Origin of the sequence: Pseudomonas sp. B392_1p, assembly GCF_052245235.1 — a bacterium.
GTDB classification, from domain to species: Bacteria; Pseudomonadota; Gammaproteobacteria; order Pseudomonadales; family Pseudomonadaceae; genus Serpens; species Serpens gallinarum.
Map to the genome: position 1 here is coordinate 452,235 of NZ_JBQPXM010000002.1, position 15,097 is coordinate 467,331.

The window sequence follows — 15,097 nt, forward strand, 5'->3', positions numbered from 1 at the left end:
CCCTCAGGCATCGCGCATGCGCTCGCTGAAGCGCAGCAGATTGCTGGCCAGATCCGTTTCCGCTCCCCGGTCGCTACTCCAGGCCTCGGCATGCCGCTGCAGATCGCCCTCACACGCCAGCCAGCGCTGCCACGGCCCCGCCATGTCCTCGCCGGCATTCCAGGCCCGCCATAATTCACCCACCGCCCGCGCCGCATCGGGCGCCAGGGTCTGGCAATATTGATCCAGAAAGGCCTGCAACTTGTCCCAGTGCGCTCCGTCTTCCTGCGGATAGATATGCCAGAGCATGGGCCGCCCGGCCCACTGCGCGCGCAGGAAGGAATCCTCGCCACGCACCGCATTGAGGTCGCAGCACCACAGCAGTTGGTCGTACTCTTCCTGACGAACGAAGGGCAGCACGTTGATGCGCAGATTGCCACGCTGGCAACTGTCGCCCGCACGCAACGCAGGGCCAGCCAGCCAGGCCTGCAAATCAGCCTGGATACGCCCTTCGGGAATCAACAGCCGAGTAGGCCGGGTAACTTCTGTCAACGCCTCCAGCCAACTGGCCAGTCCCCGATTCTCGTAGGCGAACAGCGAGATCAGCCGCTCTTCGGAACTCCGTTGCACACCCAGCCTGGCCAGAAACGCCTGTTGCGCCTGCCCATCGGCCTGAAAAGCCCTGCGCCGCGCCAGCAGATCGCCTTCACGCAATAATCCGCCGGTGGCCGGGCCAAAGCCGGGGAAAAAGAAATGCTTTTGCAGGCCATCGGGCTGCGGCGAGGACAACCCATGACAGCCCGCCACCCAGTCTTCGGCGCTGAGATATTCCAGGTTCAGCCACAGCGGCGCAGGCGTCCGAGACGCCATGGCGGCCTCGAAAAGCGCTGGCAGGCGACAGGCAAAGGCTTCGATCACCACCTCGGCGGGCTCAACCGGCTGCCAATCCCGCGGCCATTGACGCACTTCGACCCCTGCGTGGTGTTGTACGCTCGCCGTGACTGTCGCCTCAGGACACAAACGCACGAACGCGGCCAGCTCATCGACCCACAGGCGCACGCGCTGATCATGTTCAGTCGCCAGTTGTCGAGCCAGGCGCCAGGTCACACCAATGTCGCCATAGTTGTCGACGACACAGCAAAAAATGTCCCAGGAACGCGACATGCAAAAACTCCGAAAAATCATCGCTACACTGGAAACGCGCCAGTCAGCGGATAAAAAACCGTCAAATCGCGGCACGCAGCACACGGCAAGCGTCTAAATCGCAGTAACTTCCCTATTGGGGGCTCGCCAGACAAGCCCTCAGCCTTTATCTTTTGCAGGCGCTTTCTTTCGCCCCCTGCCGGCAAGGCCTGCTTAGGTCGTAGCCAGGCGAGGTGCAATCGGTCAAACACAGCGCAGTTTATTCATTTGTGGCTGCGTATACTGGCCAACCATTCCCCACTGGAGTCATCCATGAACAAAGCTGAACTGATCGAGGCGATTGCCGCCTCCGCCGACCTGCCGAAAACCACCGCTGCCCGTGCGCTGGATGCCATCACCGAGAGCATTACCAACGCCCTGAAAAATGGCGACAGCGTATCGCTGGTCGGTTTCGGCACCTTCGCCGTCAAGGAGCGCGCCGCCCGTGAAGGCCGCAACCCGCAGACCGGCGCCACCCTGCAAATCGCCGCTGCGAAGCTGCCAGGCTTCAAGCCAGGCAAGGGTTTGAAAGACGCTGTAAACTGATTCTCCGACTGCCCCGGCTAACACGCCGGGGCAGTTCCTGCCTAGCCTCCTCCCCACAGGCTATTTGCCATCCGCACGTCGCAAATGCACCTGCGCACCTACCCCTAACGATCAACCCCGAAGTAGTATCCCCTCCCGGTGCGACGTTCATTGCGCGCGGCGATCTGACTACATCCAGAGCCTGCCCCCCGCCTCAGGCAATCTGACTGCCCTGCGTCGAGTTACCTAAACGGCGTTGCCTTACGCATTCGACTTCGGCCATTCAGTAACCATCCGTCACCATGCCCAAGCTTGATCTGCGTCGTTTGATTCTACTCCTGAGCATGTCAGCAACCTCACTGGTTCTGGCTTATTTCCTGTATGCCAGCTATCAGATGCAGCGCGAACTGCTGATCAAGCAGACGCTGGAGGCCAATCGCATTTATGCGGTGAAACTGGCCGAGGTCACGGAAAATTTTCTCAACACGGCACACAAACAACTGGCCTACAGCGCTTCGGTGATCGGCCCGCGCCTGAACACGGCCGAGCATCTCAATGGCGAAGTCGACCGTCTCCTCCTGCAAACCAATACGTTCAACTCGGTGTATATCGTCAATACCGAGCGCAAACTGCTGGCCCGAGCCCCAAGAAATCACCAGGCGGAAGACAGCCTGATCGACAACCCAGGCTCGTATTCCGCACTGGCCAGCCAGCAGCCTTCCATAGTCCAGGCCTACAGTGCCCCCACGGACGTTTGATCGTGGCGATGACGCACCCGCTGCACACTGCGCAGGGTGATTACCTGGGCTATATCGGCGGCGCGATCTACCTCCAGGAAAACAATTCCCTTCATGACCTGCTGGGCGAGCACTATTACCGCGACGGCTCATACCTGTATGTCGTGCACGACCGCCAACTGATTTATCACAACAAGCAGGAGCGCGTGGGGGAAATCATTCATGGCAATCCGGCGATCCATGAAGTGGGCCAAGGCCGAGAAGGCAACCAACTGCTGACCAACTCGGAAGGTATCGAGATGCTGGCCGGTTTCGCGCCCGTTCAGAGCACAGGCTGGGGCATCGTTGCGCAACGGCCCCTGCAGGCCACGCTGACGGAGCTCAACAAGCTGATGCTGAACATGCTGCTCACCCTGGTCCCCTTTTTCCTGGCCGTGATGCTCGCCATCTGGTGGCTGTCGCGAATCATTTCCCAGCCCCTGTGGAGCCTGGCCAAGAGTGTGCAGAAGGATGATGCCCGCATCGCCGAAAACGCGGTTCGGCAGATCAAGCCGTGGTATTTCGAAGTGGCCCAACTCAAGCAGTCGATCTTGTCCGGCTTGGAAATGCTCAACCACAGAATCGGCAAACTCAATCTTGACTCGATGACCGACCCGCTGACCGAGCTGCTGAACCGACGTGGAGCACAAGCGGCCATCGATAAATGGCATGTCAGTGCCCAGCCATTTGCCGTGATTCTTCTGGATATCGACCATTTCAAGCAGGTCAATGATGCCCATGGGCATGACATCGGTGATCTGACGTTGCAGTTTCTCGCCAGGCAGATGCGCCGACTCTCAGGCAACGAAAATGTCCTGTGTCGAAGCGGGGGCGAAGAGTTCATGATGCTCATGCCTGACACCGGCTTGAAAGAAGCCGGTGAATTCGCCGAAAACCTACGTGCCACGCTGGCCGGCACCCGCAGTCCGGCCGGAGAGCCGATCACCCTGTCGCTGGGGGTAGCCCATTACCCCATTAGCAATGCGCGCATTGAAGTGGTGCTGCGCTCGGCTGATCAGGCGCTTTACCAGGCCAAGCGCCAGGGCCGCAACCAAGTGGTTATCGCAGCTGCCCAAAGAAGCTGATCAGCGCCTGCGGCAGTACAACGCAGAATGGCGCCTACTTCAAATTGCCCCACTCGTCATAACGCTCCGGCCATTGAGCTCGATGGTCTGGATGATCAACTTGATCGGACGTTGGCGATTCGGGCCACGGATCAATTGTTAGAGTCCGGGCAATGAGGTGAACAAACCCAGCCAATAGCAACACCGGCAGCAGCACCCAACCACTAATCAACAGCACGCCACTGAGTATCAGCAGGTCGCCAAGCCTGAAGGCACAGCGGACGAATAGCCTGCCGCCACGCGCCCGCACACGTGCCAGCTGCCGCTTTTCCAGGGCGCGCCAGCGCCGCCAGAACGACGTTGCCCGGGTACTCAAGCGGTGTCCCAGCGTTAGCTTGTCGCGCTCAGCCATGACCCACCTCCACCGGCGCCGGCCGGTTCGATGTCACAGGCAAGCTTGGCCGGCGCGGCGGAAATTTCCACATCCACCCAACCTCTACGGCATTCACGGCGCAACCGGCAGCCAGGCCGCAGCACTCGGTTCACGACTGCTATGGCAGCGTTGCGGTGCAACGAGCGGGATTGTGTGACATAAGGGGGAAGCGGGGAACCCGGCATCAGGGAAACCTGGACGCGTTGCGCTTACTGCAGCGCCGTTCCAGGACTAGGCGAATGCCAGAAACAACAAAGCCCCGCAGAACGGGGCTTTGTGTATATCGTCTGGCGGTGAGGGTGTCCGCTTTATCATGCTCCACCAGATTCTAATAATTTCCACTAGAACCTAGATTCTACAAGCCTTCCAGCCTATTCTTTGCCCACTAACATCCACTCAAAACCAACCCGCTCCAGACGCAAAGTGTGGGAACAAGTGTGGGAACAAAATTTGTTCCCACACCCATGGAGGGAAAAGTGGGCAAGCTGAATTCAAAGCAAGTCGAGAACCTGGCCGAAGCTGGCACTTATGACGATGGCGACGGGCTGCGCCTGATAGTCAAGGCGAGCGGGAGCAAATCGTGGGTATTCCGCTACCAGTTCCAAGGCAAGCGCCGTGACATGGGACTGGGGGGCTTTCCCGCCATCACGCTCAAAGCTGCCCGTCTGGCCGTAGCTGACCAGCGCCGGCTGATGAGTGCTGGCACTGATCCGATGACCGCACGTGACGCCGAACGGGAGCGCCAACAGGAAGCCCAACGCCGCGAAGCCCAGCGCGTGACCTTCAAGCAGGAAGCCGCTGGCTATATTGCTACACACCGCGCCGGCTGGAAGAACGCCAAGCACGCGCAGCAGTGGGAAAACACCCTAGCCACCTACGCCATGCCAATCATCGGGCACCTATCACCGGCTGAGATATCAACCGCCCACGTTATGGATATCCTGCGTCCGATATGGGCAGAAAAGACCGAAACCGCTAGCCGAGTGAGAAACCGGATCGAGCTGGTGCTAGACGCCGCCAAGGCCCAAGGACTACGTGATGGCGAAAATCCGGCCCGCTGGCGCGGACACCTGGATAAGCTGTTACCCAAGCGCGCGATGGTTCAAATGCGCGTACACCATGCCGCGCTACCTTGGCCGAAGCTGCCAGCGTTCATGATCGATCTGGCAAAGCATGATGGCCTGACCTATCGCGCCATATGCTTGACCATTCTTACCGCCTGCCGAACGTCTGAGGTATTGGAGGCAACATGGAGCGAAATTGACCTAGAGTCGCGTACCTGGACGATACCCGCCTCTCGGATGAAAGGACACAAGGAGCACCGCGTACCGCTGTCCGAGGCCACCCTCGATGTACTGGCTAGCCTTCCTCGTATCGAGGGAAGCCCCTACCTATTCCCGGGCGCGCGCCAAGGCCGACCGTTGTCGAATATGGCAATGTTGATGGGGCTGCGTCGCATGGGGTGCGGCGATCTAACCATGCACGGCTTCCGCTCAACCTTCCGCGACTGGGCGGCCGAGAAAACCCACTACCCGCGCGAAGTTTGCGAGCTAGCGCTAGCGCATACGGTCGCCACGGGTGCTGAAGCCGCCTACTGGCGCGGCGATGTGTTTGAAAAACGCCGCGCCCTTATGGCTGACTGGGCTGCCTACACAACCACCTCGCCAGCGGCTAACATCATCCAAGGCGATTTCAAGCGCGCATGAACCGACACAGAGTCAGCAACACACTGCCTAACGCAAATAGCCATTCACATCGACTGGATTTGCCCCTAACAAACCGGACAGCGGCACCCCGTTAAGTTGATGCCTCAGCCAGGAGCCAGAACTCCTGTGGAGAGTGGTCAGAGCGCTGTGGGATGCTGCTCGTTGATCGCGGGCAGCCGCTGAATCTCTCATGCACGAAGTAGCAAGCTCCAAACGCGACGGTAGTAATAGCTGGGCAGTTCACTGTATTTCAATCACCAGATTAGCAGCGTCGCATTCGCTGACCAGCAGGATTGGCCCATAGCAACGCAGCGGCTCTTGACCGACCCCACGACCACTGCTTTAGTCCTGCAGGCAAGCCGCTGTCGTCGACAGCACCCAGGTAGCCCGAACCTTCAAGGCTACGCCGCGTTGCGGTGGTTCAACCCAAGTGCGCACAGCGTCCGGCAGCGCGCACGATTGCCGTCCCCGGCGATGGATGCCAGTTTCCTCATTCATGCTCAGGCTGTTCGAGCGAGTCATTGCACCTGCAGCAGTCTTCCCCCCCTGCCCGTGTTGTCTTTGGGTTGCGACAGTTAACGCACGTCTCTGTAGCTCCTACACAGAGACGGGCGCGAAAACAGCTCCGCAGCCCAGGCCCTACACGCTTTACGGGCATTTCCCCCTGCGACAATCCACGTGACAAACGTGGTTCTGCCGCCCCACGACATGAGCTGTACGGCTGCTGACGTTCTCCTGCCGGAGAGCACCTGGGTGACGCTCAGGCCAGACGCAACCAACCCGCTCATGTGCCTTGTCCCGCTCGACGTCCCATGGCAACGACTTGTCCCCGTTGCATGCCTCCACCCGCCGTTTCCCCAGGAAACACCGGAGGTTGGATGAACAGCTCGCCCGTCCAGCGCATGGATACCTCACAGGCCGCTGGGGCCTCAAACCCAGAAAACACTAAACGTCCCGAGGCGGGAAATACGTGAGGAATGCGCCTGGCGAGTCCAGGCAAATGTCGCAGATCACCGAACAGGGGGTGAGGGAATGTCGCATTTCACGAACAAGGACAAGCGCAATTTCGGCTACGGTCGGCAGCTCAACTACGCCGGGCTCCAGGCACTGCGTGACAGCTACGGTGAAGGCCGCTTCGCCACCGTGCAGGCCCATGGCGAGCGCTGGAGATTGTTTGCTGCCTGGTGCAGCCAACAGCATGGCCTGAATGACGCTCGGTCCCTGGACCAAGCGCTGCTGCAGGACTACGCGCGCCACCTCAGCCAAGCGGTGAAACAGGGCGAACTGGCCATCAGCACCGCGCAAAATCGCCTGTCCACGGTCAACCGCACCCTCGAAGTGCTGCGCGGCGATCAACAGGTACGAGTCAGCCCCAGCGCAGCCCTTGGACTGAACCGCTGCAACCTGCGCATGCAAGCACCCCAAGGGCAGGAGCGTTCCCAACTGCTTCCACTCAAGCAGACGCTACGCGAACAGGGCTTCGCACGGGTCGCCGCCATCATCCATCTGGCGCGCGAGGGTGGCCTGCGCCTGCGCGAAGCCATTCTGGCCGACCTGCCACGCCTGCAGCGTGAAGCCGAACTACGCGGCAGGATCAACATTGCCGACGGCACCAAGGGGGGCCGCCGAGGCGCCGCCGCTCCGCGCTGGATACACGTCAGTGAGGGTCTACGCCAGGCGCTGATCCAGGCTACGTCGGTCTCCCCAAAGGGCAGTCGCAACCTGCTCGAACCCGCAGAACGCTATGTCGATTTCATTCAGCGCCAGGTCCGACCGGCGCGCAACCTGCTGCGAGCCCACGGCATCAAGGGCTTCCATGAACTGCGCACCGCGTATGCCTGCGAGCGCTACCAGCAGATCACGGGGCAACCCGCCCCGGTGAATGGCGGCCAACTGCATCGCGAGAACAGAAAACTGGATTACCGTGCCCGCGAGCTGATAGCCCAGGAACTGGGGCATAACCGGATTGATGTGGTGGCTGCTTACATTGGGGGTCGGCGATGAACGATATGAGTCTGTTCTTGCGTGACGTGCTCACCGGCGCAAAGGCCTCCCGCCAGCGCCATCTGCGCCAGGCGGCACTCATCCAGCAAGCGATCGATCAGCACTGGGGGCTGGCCAACCCACACCGCTGGCAAGCCAAGCACCTGCGCTGGTTTCTGGCAGAACATATCGCCGCGCTCTCCCCCGTCAGTCGTTATCGCTACTGGCTGACCATTGTGGTGATCGCGCGACGCCGGCATCGTTTACAGGAATGGCAGCCTCATTTGTGTGGCCCATGGCAACGACCTGGTGGTTAGCTGCCTGAGGCAGGATTGCATCGACTTGACCACTCCGATGCATAGCCACTGGAAGCTGCGTGCATATCGACCAGTCAAGCCGAATCACGACAAATGAAAACGACCCGAAGCCATCCTTCGTGAGAGGCAGAAATCGGCCCAGGCTGTGTAAAAACGCCGCCGAGCTACTGAAGCGCTCAAAAGCAGATCAAATATCCCGCTTATACGCAAAATCCAGGTCTACTGAGTAGCCGAACGTAGGCAGATTCGACGTAGAAGCGTGGACCACCAAATGGTGACTGCGTTTTTACACAGCCTCGGCCAATAGCGGACATTTCCTCGTTATCAAACCAAACCGGTCAGCAGCATTAATAGCGTACCGCTGAGTGCCAGCTCAGCGGCGCTTCTACAACAGACCATCGAGCCGCAGCGATCTGTATCAATATCGCGCATATTAGCGCTGCCAAAGCCGGTGGGATTCGGTTCTCTAACCAGAGCATCGCCTCACTTCTTGGCGCTAGCGATTTCATCTCGAACTAACTTACGCAGGGCTTGTGGGCTGAACTGGGACAAGCTCTGTCCATTGACGAAGAACGTCGGTGTTTCCCGCACGCCCATGGCTTTTACATCTTGCATGTCCAGCTTGAGTGCGGCGTCTATGCCCGGCGACTGCATGTCCGAACGGGCTTTGTCTAAGTCCAGTCCGGCTCCGGAAGCGGCTTCCCACGCCTTGGCCACCTGGCGCGCTGGCTTTGCCGATCACAGGCGAATGGAAGCGCACCAGGTTTGCCTTGGTACTCGCAGCCGGAGCAACTGGTGCGAGCCAAGCTACGCGAACGACCCACCTGGCCAAATGCCGGAAAAGGGCAACGATGGCCAGGCCTACCATAATGAAAAGGCATTGCGGTGGCGGATTGTTTAGTGGCCGTGGCTTTTACCCACATGGGTGTGGCTATTCTTCGGAAGCGCATTGACCCCGCCAGTGGAATTCAGGCGCTGAAGGATTCCACACTCGTCTACACCGCGCCCAGAGGCACAGCGATGTCGTAACTCAACCAGCTGTTGTTGCAGCGCCAACAGGCTGGTCACACGCGCTTGCACATGCTCAATGTGCTCATCCATTAAGCTATTCACACGTTCACAGTTCTCCTCTGGCCTGTCCATAAGCGCTAGCAAGCTTCTGATCTCTACCAGGGCCATGTCCAGTGAGCGGCAGTTACGAATAAATGTAAGCCTCTCAAGATGTTCGCTGTTGTAGATGCGGTAGTTACCCTCGCTGCGGGCGGGGGCCGGCAACAGCCCCTCACGCTCGTAATAGCGAACTGTTTCAACCTGACAATCGGCAAGCTTGGCCAGCTCTCCAATTTTCATGAATAACCTCTTCGACAATGCTTGACCCTGTAGTGGCTTCAGGGTGTTCACTCTGCATAACTGATCAATGAGGATACCTCCATGGCCGGCTGCTGCGGTGACGAACAAAAACTTGAAGCGGTATCAAAGGATGTCTGCTGTGACTCCAGCAAAGTAATTATGTGCTCCTCCACTGCCGCTTCAACGATAAGTGCCGTAGCCGGTTCCAGGCTCAGCAGCTTTCGCATCGAGCAAATGGACTGCCCTACCGAACAGACGCTGATTCAGGACAAACTGAGCAAGATCGCAAGCATAGATAAGCTCGACTTCAATCTGATTAATCGCACGCTTGGGGTATGGCACAGCTTGCCGTCGACCTCGCCTATCGAAGCGGCGATATCGTCTCTGGGCATGCAAGCAGAACCACTTTCTGCCGAAGCGCAAGCCCGAATCAAAATCGAACAGATGGATTGTCCCACCGAAGAAAAGCTGATCCACGACAAGCTGTCCTCACTACCCGGCATTAGTGAATTGACGTTCAACCTGTTTGAGCGGGTGCTGACAGTTCGCCACACGGCAGATGCACTGCCAGTAGCGCTGGCAGCTATTCGTGACCTTGGTTTCACTCCAGTGGTTGAGGGGGCAGCAACGCCAAGCGGAGAAGCACAAGGCGCTCCTCGCAAGAAGGCCTGGTGGCCTTTGGTGCTATCAGGCGTGGCCGCACTATCGGCTGAACTGCTGCACTTTGCAGAGCTTGCTCCAGAATGGGTTGTGGCTGGCGTGGCGCTGCTCGCCATTCTGCTGTGCGGCCTGACGACTTATAAAAAGGGCTGGATCGCCCTAAAGAACCGTAATCTGAACATCAATGCATTGATGAGTATCGCGGTTACCGGTGCAGTGCTGATTGGGCAATGGCCAGAAGCAGCCATGGTTATGTTCCTCTTTTCTATCGCCGAGCTGATCGAAGCAAAGTCACTGGATCGGGCGCGCAACGCCATCCGTGGTTTGATGGATCTGTCTCCAGAGCGCGCCACGGTGCAGCAGGCCGACGGCTCATGGCTTGAAGTTGAAGTTAAAAGCATTGCCGTGGGTGCGTTGGTCAGGGTTCGACCTGGCGAGCGAATCGGCCTCGATGGCGAGGTAACTTCCGGAAACTCCACCATCAACCAAGCACCCATTACGGGGGAAAGCTTGCCTGTAGAGAAAACCATTGGCGACCCGGTTTTTGCTGGAACCATCAACGAAGCCGGCTCACTGGAATACCGAGTCGTGGCTACCGCAGCCAACACCACGCTGGCCCGGATCATCCATGCGGTCGAAGAGGCGCAGGGGAAACGTGCCCCGACCCAACGCTTTGTCGATCAATTCGCCAAGGTGTACACCCCTGTCGTATTCCTATTCGCCCTGGCTGTAGCCATTGTGCCACCGTTGTTTATGGCCGAACCGTGGTACGACTGGATCTATCGCGCTCTGGTACTGCTGGTCGTCGCCTGCCCTTGCGCCTTGGTCATCTCGACGCCAGTCACCATCGTCAGTGGCCTCGCTGCGGCTGCGCGCAAAGGCATTCTGATCAAGGGCGGTGTCTATCTGGAAATCGGCGGCAAGCTTGGCTTCCTGGCGCTCGACAAGACTGGAACCATTACTCACGGCAAGCCGGTGCAGACCGATTACATTCCGTTGGTTGAAGAGAACTCAGAACTTTACCGCACACATGCTGCCAGCCTTGCTGGTCGATCAGACCACCCGGTTTCGCAAGCGATAGCCAAGCACGCAACTGAGAATGGCCTGACGTTTGCCGCCGTTGAAGGATTCGAAGCCTTACTGGGTCGAGGTGTACGAGGCACCATCGAAGGCATGGATTTCCACCTGGGAAACCACCGCTTGGTGGAAGAGCTTGGCCTCTGCTCACCAGAGCTGGAAACGACACTGGATCGTTTCGAACGTCAAGGAAAAACAGTGGTGGTGCTGTGTAATTCACAGCGTGCCATTGCCATGTACGCAGTTGCCGACACCGTCAAAGACTCCAGCCGCCAGGCAATCGAGGAGCTTCACGCGCTTGGGGTGAAGACCACGATGCTGACAGGCGATAACCCGCACACCGCAGAAGCCATCGCAAAGCAGGTAGGCATCGACGAGGCTCGTGGCAACCTCCTGCCGGTCGACAAGTTGCAGGCCATCGAAGCACTGCAGGCGCGCGGCTACGTTGTCGGGATGGTCGGCGACGGCATCAACGATGCGCCGGCGCTGGCCAAGTCTGAAATCGGTTTCGCCATGGCCGCTGCCGGAACGGACACCGCCATCGAAACTGCGGATGTAGCGTTGATGGATGACGACCTGCGAAAGATTCCGGCCTTTATCCGGCTGTCACAACAAACCGTAGCCATCCTCAAGCAGAACATCGTGCTGGCGTTAGGAATCAAGGCGCTATTTCTCACCATTACCCTAACGGGCCAGGCCACCATGTGGATGGCGGTCTTTGCAGATATGGGCGTCAGCCTCTTGGTGGTGTTTAACGGCCTGCGCCTTCTGAAAATAAAACCGGAGGTTTGAGATGAAGGCAACATTGCAACTTGCAATTGAAGAAGCCTTTCAACAGGCCGAACACGCTAGGCTTGAAAAGCGCGGTGCAGATGCCTTTCAATGGCTAGAGCGCGCGCACATCCTGACCCAACGCCACCCCATGCTGCATGCCAGGTCACACTGGCTTATGCTCGCGCTCGGCTGGCAGATTGGCGATTATCGCGAGGTCGCGGGTCAAATACCCCGCATTGTGGCGGCCTTGCTGTTCACTAAAATATGGGTGCCTATCGGCAATACAGGCCGTTCCAGGATTAGTGCTTTCAGGCCCTTGCCGGTTCCTCAAGATATCCAAGCCTTGCTTATTAATGACGACCCGAACCGCTCAGTACTGAGCTAAGCCCGTTGGCTTGGAACTCCTCTCGCTGGGGTCTTGTCACGCATCTGGTGCTATCACAAGCACTGAGCTTTTTTTACTTCAAGAAACGGGCTAGGCGGCTCACTTCGGCTGGATACGTTTACTACGTCAACTTATTCATCCGGGGCCGGTCTACGTTTTCAAGGGCATCTTCTCAGCAAGCTGATGCAATGTTTCCTACGTGGAGCCTAGCCATGAAGACACTAACTCTAGTTGCAGTCGTAATCACCGCCTCGCTGTTCCCTGCTCTTACGTTCTCTGCCCAAGAAAGCGGGCAGGCCTCTCCTTCTCAAGCCGAACTGCCTGCCGTCAATATCCAGCAGTTCGAAAAACAGATGGCTCAGATGCAAGAAACCATGAAGAAGATGCAGGAGCAAATGAGGCAAATTCAGAAGACCAAAGACCCCCAGGAACGCCAGAATTTGCTACAGCAGCATCAAGCGATGATGCAGAACGGCATGGCCATGATGGGCCAAATGTGGGGCAAAGGCACGATGGGCTGTTGCGCAGGTGGTGGGATGATGGGGCAGCACATGATGAATGGCGGAATGATGGGCTGGGATCAGATGAGGGAACACTACTCGAATCTCACCCCGGAGCAGATGAAAGAGCACCAGTATATGAGGGATCAGTACATGGGGATGCAGCAGATGATGATGGATCAAATGATGCAGCACCAACACCATATGGGCATGCAGCCACGTTGATTCAACGAGATTGGCCTCTAACGGGAACAGACGTTTCAGTGCAAGCCAATAATGGGGCGCGCCGACATTCCCTCGAGCACTTACCCAGGGGGAAGCAAGTGCGTGCCAGCATCGCTGGCTACGCAACAGGCATCCGCACTTATTTGTGCTGAGGCTTTTTCCCACTCGTATCAAATAATCAAGGGATTTTTGAGACGCGAATGTCTGCAATGGGTCGGTTCCGGCCCATAGTAACCGGCTGTTTTCGGCCAGGAGCAGCCGCTCGGATGTACCTACAAACCAGGGGCGATTCAAACATACTCCTCGCGGGTTCCGTAGGTCGCTTAGCGGCTGTATTGCTAGTTGTCACCCCCATCCTTTCGCCCCTCCACCCCGGCCCTCCCCTGCGCAGACAAGTGCGCAACGGGCAAATGCCAGCCGTATCGAATCGCCATGAACCGCAGGCCAAAGCACAGTAGCCCTCCGGCCAGGGCGGAGATGCCGTAAGGCAGGCCTAGCTGGTCGCCGCTGACGACGATGCTGGCACCGGCCAGGGCGGCAACCGATCTCAGGCACCGACCCAATCGGCCCAACGAGTTCACCCACTATCCGCGTGAAGTCTGTGAACTGGCCTTGAGCGCAACCAGACCGAAGCCGCTACTCGCGCTCCGATCTGCTGGAGAAGCGCCGGCATTGATGAATGACTGGGCGGCGTTTTGTGTGAGCGAGTGCAGGCCAAGCCGTATGGCTGATTAAGGCCGCTGCTTAACCCTTCAGTGCAGCTTCGATTGCAGCGATATCGATCTTTTGCATACCCATCATCGCTTCGAACGCGCGCTTGGCGGCCGCTCGATCAGGGTTGGTAATCGCGGCCGTCAGAACGCGCGGAGTGATCTGCCACGACAGGCCCCATTTGTCCTTGCACCAACCGCATGCGCTTTCCTGGCCACCGTTTCCAACAATCGCGCTCCACAAGCGGTCCGTCTCGGCTTGGTCGTTGGTCGCAACCTGGAACGAGAAAGCCTCGCTGTGCTTGAACATCGCCCCTCCGTTCAGCCCGAGGCAAGGGATGCCCATGACCGTGAATTCGACAGTCAGAACATCACCCTGCTTGCCTGCGGGATAATCGCCAGGGGCGCAATGGACAGCACCCACCGCGCTATCCGGAAACGTCTCGGCGTAGAACGTCGCAGCATCCAACGCAGTGCCGTCGTACCAGAGACAGACGGTATTTTTATTGATCATCTTGAATCTCCACGGGACTGATATCGATTCTAGCCGCGCAACTTGCCTTGAGCGTTACAGAGCATGTCGCTTCCTGACCAACGCGGCCTTTAACCCCAGGCTAAGAAAAGTTCGTTCGCAAATTGAAATGCAACGAGGATCAGGCTGCACTGACAGCGCCGCATCAGGCTGTGGCGCCTCATTTACTTCGATATCGATCAGCTATCGCCCGCATCAAACGCCTGCCGGCTCGCTGCCATCGCACATCTCTTTGATGTTGAGCCCTCGGCAGGTCCAAACACTTAATCGGCCGACCTGTCATTTTGGCGCACTCCACTCTCCGCCTTAGCGGGGCCGATCCTGGAAGGCGGGACGACTTGCAAAGTACATTACAGCTAATGTAATTAACTCCCAACTGTCGGAGGCGCCGCCATGAACAGAAAGAACGAGCCCGGCCTGGGCGAACTGCTGCGTTACGTGTCGGAGTTGGTGGAGTTCGGGGCCGAGGAGCATTACCAGCAGATGGGCCTGAACTTCCGGGCACGCTATACCCCTGTGCTGCGAGCCATCCGTTCGGGCGCGCAGACGGTTACGGAGATCACCACACGTACCCATCTGACCCAGGGCGCCATCAGCCAGACAGTCGGCCACATGGAGGCTGACGGAATGATTTCCCGTCAGCGCGGCGAGGATGCTCGCAAGAGCGTTATCCAGCTGACGCCGGTCGGAAAGAAACTGGTGGCGAAGCTGAACTCGCACTGGACCGCGACCTTCAAGGTCATCGAGCAGCTTGAAGAAGAAATCGGCTACCCGCTGCGCTCTGTGCTGAAGGACACGGCCAGAGCGTTGGAGCGACAAGGTTTCTCGCAGCGGCTGACCCTCATCAAGCAGAACCTCGCAGCGGGAGGCACCAACGATGAATAGCTCCGCCACAACACTGAAAAACTGGTTTGAGCAG

At 58.3% G+C, this 15,097-nt stretch carries 15 protein-coding genes; 10 read left to right on the plus strand and 5 right to left on the minus strand.

Annotated elements, in window-relative coordinates; all coding sequences use genetic code 11:
- Positions 1 to 3: 3 nt before the first annotated feature.
- Positions 4 to 1,143 carry an elongation factor P maturation arginine rhamnosyltransferase EarP gene (gene earP, locus ACTV8E_RS04530; RefSeq protein WP_443198645.1) on the minus strand — a complete coding sequence of 380 codons (1,140 nt, stop codon included), beginning with the start codon at positions 1,141 to 1,143 and terminating at the stop codon, positions 4 to 6.
- Positions 1,144 to 1,434: 291 nt separating this feature from the next.
- Between earP and ACTV8E_RS04535 the strand changes: the two genes are divergently transcribed.
- From ACTV8E_RS04535 to ACTV8E_RS04545, 3 genes are all read left to right on the plus strand, one after another.
- Positions 1,435 to 1,707, plus strand: a complete 273-nt coding sequence (locus ACTV8E_RS04535; protein ID WP_251836809.1) for an HU family DNA-binding protein — start codon at positions 1,435 to 1,437, stop codon at positions 1,705 to 1,707.
- A 281-nt stretch (positions 1,708 to 1,988) separates the two neighbouring features.
- The gene (locus ACTV8E_RS04540; RefSeq protein WP_443198646.1) at positions 1,989 to 2,444 is read left to right on the plus strand and encodes a hypothetical protein; all 456 of its coding nucleotides are present in this window, start codon (positions 1,989 to 1,991) and stop codon (positions 2,442 to 2,444) included.
- Positions 2,445 to 2,452: 8 nt separating this feature from the next.
- Positions 2,453 to 3,547 carry a diguanylate cyclase domain-containing protein gene (locus tag ACTV8E_RS04545; RefSeq protein WP_443198669.1) on the plus strand — a complete coding sequence of 365 codons (1,095 nt, stop codon included), beginning with the start codon at positions 2,453 to 2,455 and terminating at the stop codon, positions 3,545 to 3,547.
- Between the two features lie 34 nt (positions 3,548 to 3,581).
- Here ACTV8E_RS04545 and ACTV8E_RS04550 read toward each other — a convergent pair whose 3' ends face one another.
- A complete protein-coding gene (locus tag ACTV8E_RS04550; protein WP_443198647.1) occupies positions 3,582 to 3,938 on the minus strand; it encodes a hypothetical protein in 357 nt (118 codons plus the stop codon).
- Positions 3,939 to 4,435: 497 nt separating this feature from the next.
- Here ACTV8E_RS04550 and ACTV8E_RS04555 point away from each other — a divergent pair, with 497 nt between their 5' ends.
- The 3 genes from ACTV8E_RS04555 (at position 4,436) to ACTV8E_RS04565 (ending at position 7,965) form a co-directional block, all read left to right on the plus strand.
- Positions 4,436 to 5,665 (plus strand): tyrosine-type recombinase/integrase, encoded by a 1,230-nt coding sequence (locus ACTV8E_RS04555; RefSeq protein ID WP_443198648.1) that lies wholly within the window; start codon positions 4,436 to 4,438, stop codon positions 5,663 to 5,665.
- 1,032 nt (positions 5,666 to 6,697) lie between these two features.
- Entirely contained in the window at positions 6,698 to 7,669 is a 972-nt protein-coding gene (locus tag ACTV8E_RS04560) for an integrase domain-containing protein (protein WP_443198649.1), read from the plus strand.
- 5 nt (positions 7,670 to 7,674) lie between these two features.
- Positions 7,675 to 7,965 carry a hypothetical protein gene (locus ACTV8E_RS04565; RefSeq protein WP_443198650.1) on the plus strand — a complete coding sequence of 97 codons (291 nt, stop codon included), beginning with the start codon at positions 7,675 to 7,677 and terminating at the stop codon, positions 7,963 to 7,965.
- Positions 7,966 to 8,448: 483 nt separating this feature from the next.
- On the opposite strand, the gene ACTV8E_RS04570 is transcribed toward ACTV8E_RS04565, so the two are convergent.
- Complete coding sequence (locus ACTV8E_RS04570) at positions 8,449 to 8,682, minus strand: DsbA family protein (protein ID WP_443198651.1); 234 nt, start codon at positions 8,680 to 8,682, stop codon at positions 8,449 to 8,451.
- 180 nt (positions 8,683 to 8,862) lie between these two features.
- Positions 8,863 to 9,315, minus strand: a complete 453-nt coding sequence (cadR, locus tag ACTV8E_RS04575) for a Cd(II)/Pb(II)-responsive transcriptional regulator (RefSeq protein WP_443198652.1) — start codon at positions 9,313 to 9,315, stop codon at positions 8,863 to 8,865.
- Between the two features lie 234 nt (positions 9,316 to 9,549).
- On the opposite strand from cadR, the gene ACTV8E_RS04580 reads away from it, so the two are divergent.
- The 3 genes from ACTV8E_RS04580 to ACTV8E_RS04590 all read left to right on the plus strand — a co-directional run bounded on the left by ACTV8E_RS04580 (position 9,550) and on the right by ACTV8E_RS04590 (position 12,936).
- Positions 9,550 to 11,844, plus strand: a complete 2,295-nt coding sequence (locus tag ACTV8E_RS04580; RefSeq protein WP_443198670.1) for a heavy metal translocating P-type ATPase — start codon at positions 9,550 to 9,552, stop codon at positions 11,842 to 11,844.
- Position 11,845: 1 nt separating this feature from the next.
- On the plus strand, positions 11,846 to 12,211 hold the full coding sequence (locus ACTV8E_RS04585) for a DUF3703 domain-containing protein (RefSeq protein WP_443198653.1): 366 nt from the start codon (positions 11,846 to 11,848) through the stop codon (positions 12,209 to 12,211).
- A 212-nt stretch (positions 12,212 to 12,423) separates the two neighbouring features.
- Positions 12,424 to 12,936, plus strand: a complete 513-nt coding sequence (locus ACTV8E_RS04590; RefSeq protein ID WP_443198654.1) for a hypothetical protein — start codon at positions 12,424 to 12,426, stop codon at positions 12,934 to 12,936.
- A gap of 744 nt (positions 12,937 to 13,680) precedes the next feature.
- Here the strand turns inward: ACTV8E_RS04590 and ACTV8E_RS04595 are convergent.
- Positions 13,681 to 14,160 (minus strand): VOC family protein, encoded by a 480-nt coding sequence (locus ACTV8E_RS04595; RefSeq protein WP_251834938.1) that lies wholly within the window; start codon positions 14,158 to 14,160, stop codon positions 13,681 to 13,683.
- Positions 14,161 to 14,571: 411 nt separating this feature from the next.
- Here ACTV8E_RS04595 and ACTV8E_RS04600 point away from each other — a divergent pair, with 411 nt between their 5' ends.
- Positions 14,572 to 15,063, plus strand: a complete 492-nt coding sequence (locus ACTV8E_RS04600; protein WP_443198655.1) for a MarR family winged helix-turn-helix transcriptional regulator — start codon at positions 14,572 to 14,574, stop codon at positions 15,061 to 15,063.
- Positions 15,064 to 15,097: the final 34 nt, after the last annotated feature.

Excerpts from the sequence above, each read along its gene's own strand:
- ACTV8E_RS04590 (WP_443198654.1), top strand. The coding sequence starts at position 12,424 with ATGAAGACACTAACTCTAGTTGCAGTCGTAATCACCGCCTCGCTGTTC.
- ACTV8E_RS04585 (WP_443198653.1), top strand. The coding sequence starts at position 11,846 with ATGAAGGCAACATTGCAACTTGCAATTGAAGAAGCCTTTCAACAGGCC.
- ACTV8E_RS04595 (WP_251834938.1), bottom strand. The coding sequence starts at position 14,160 with ATGATCAATAAAAATACCGTCTGTCTCTGGTACGACGGCACTGCGTTG.
- ACTV8E_RS04560 (WP_443198649.1), top strand. The coding sequence starts at position 6,698 with ATGTCGCATTTCACGAACAAGGACAAGCGCAATTTCGGCTACGGTCGG.
- ACTV8E_RS04535 (WP_251836809.1), top strand. The coding sequence starts at position 1,435 with ATGAACAAAGCTGAACTGATCGAGGCGATTGCCGCCTCCGCCGACCTG.
- ACTV8E_RS04550 (WP_443198647.1), bottom strand. The coding sequence starts at position 3,938 with ATGGCTGAGCGCGACAAGCTAACGCTGGGACACCGCTTGAGTACCCGG.
- ACTV8E_RS04600 (WP_443198655.1), top strand. The coding sequence starts at position 14,572 with ATGAACAGAAAGAACGAGCCCGGCCTGGGCGAACTGCTGCGTTACGTG.
- ACTV8E_RS04545 (WP_443198669.1), top strand. The coding sequence starts at position 2,453 with ATGACGCACCCGCTGCACACTGCGCAGGGTGATTACCTGGGCTATATC.
- earP (WP_443198645.1), bottom strand. The coding sequence starts at position 1,143 with ATGTCGCGTTCCTGGGACATTTTTTGCTGTGTCGTCGACAACTATGGC.
- ACTV8E_RS04580 (WP_443198670.1), top strand. The coding sequence starts at position 9,550 with ATGGACTGCCCTACCGAACAGACGCTGATTCAGGACAAACTGAGCAAG.
- ACTV8E_RS04540 (WP_443198646.1), top strand. The coding sequence starts at position 1,989 with ATGCCCAAGCTTGATCTGCGTCGTTTGATTCTACTCCTGAGCATGTCA.
- cadR (WP_443198652.1), bottom strand. The coding sequence starts at position 9,315 with ATGAAAATTGGAGAGCTGGCCAAGCTTGCCGATTGTCAGGTTGAAACA.
- ACTV8E_RS04565 (WP_443198650.1), top strand. The coding sequence starts at position 7,675 with ATGAGTCTGTTCTTGCGTGACGTGCTCACCGGCGCAAAGGCCTCCCGC.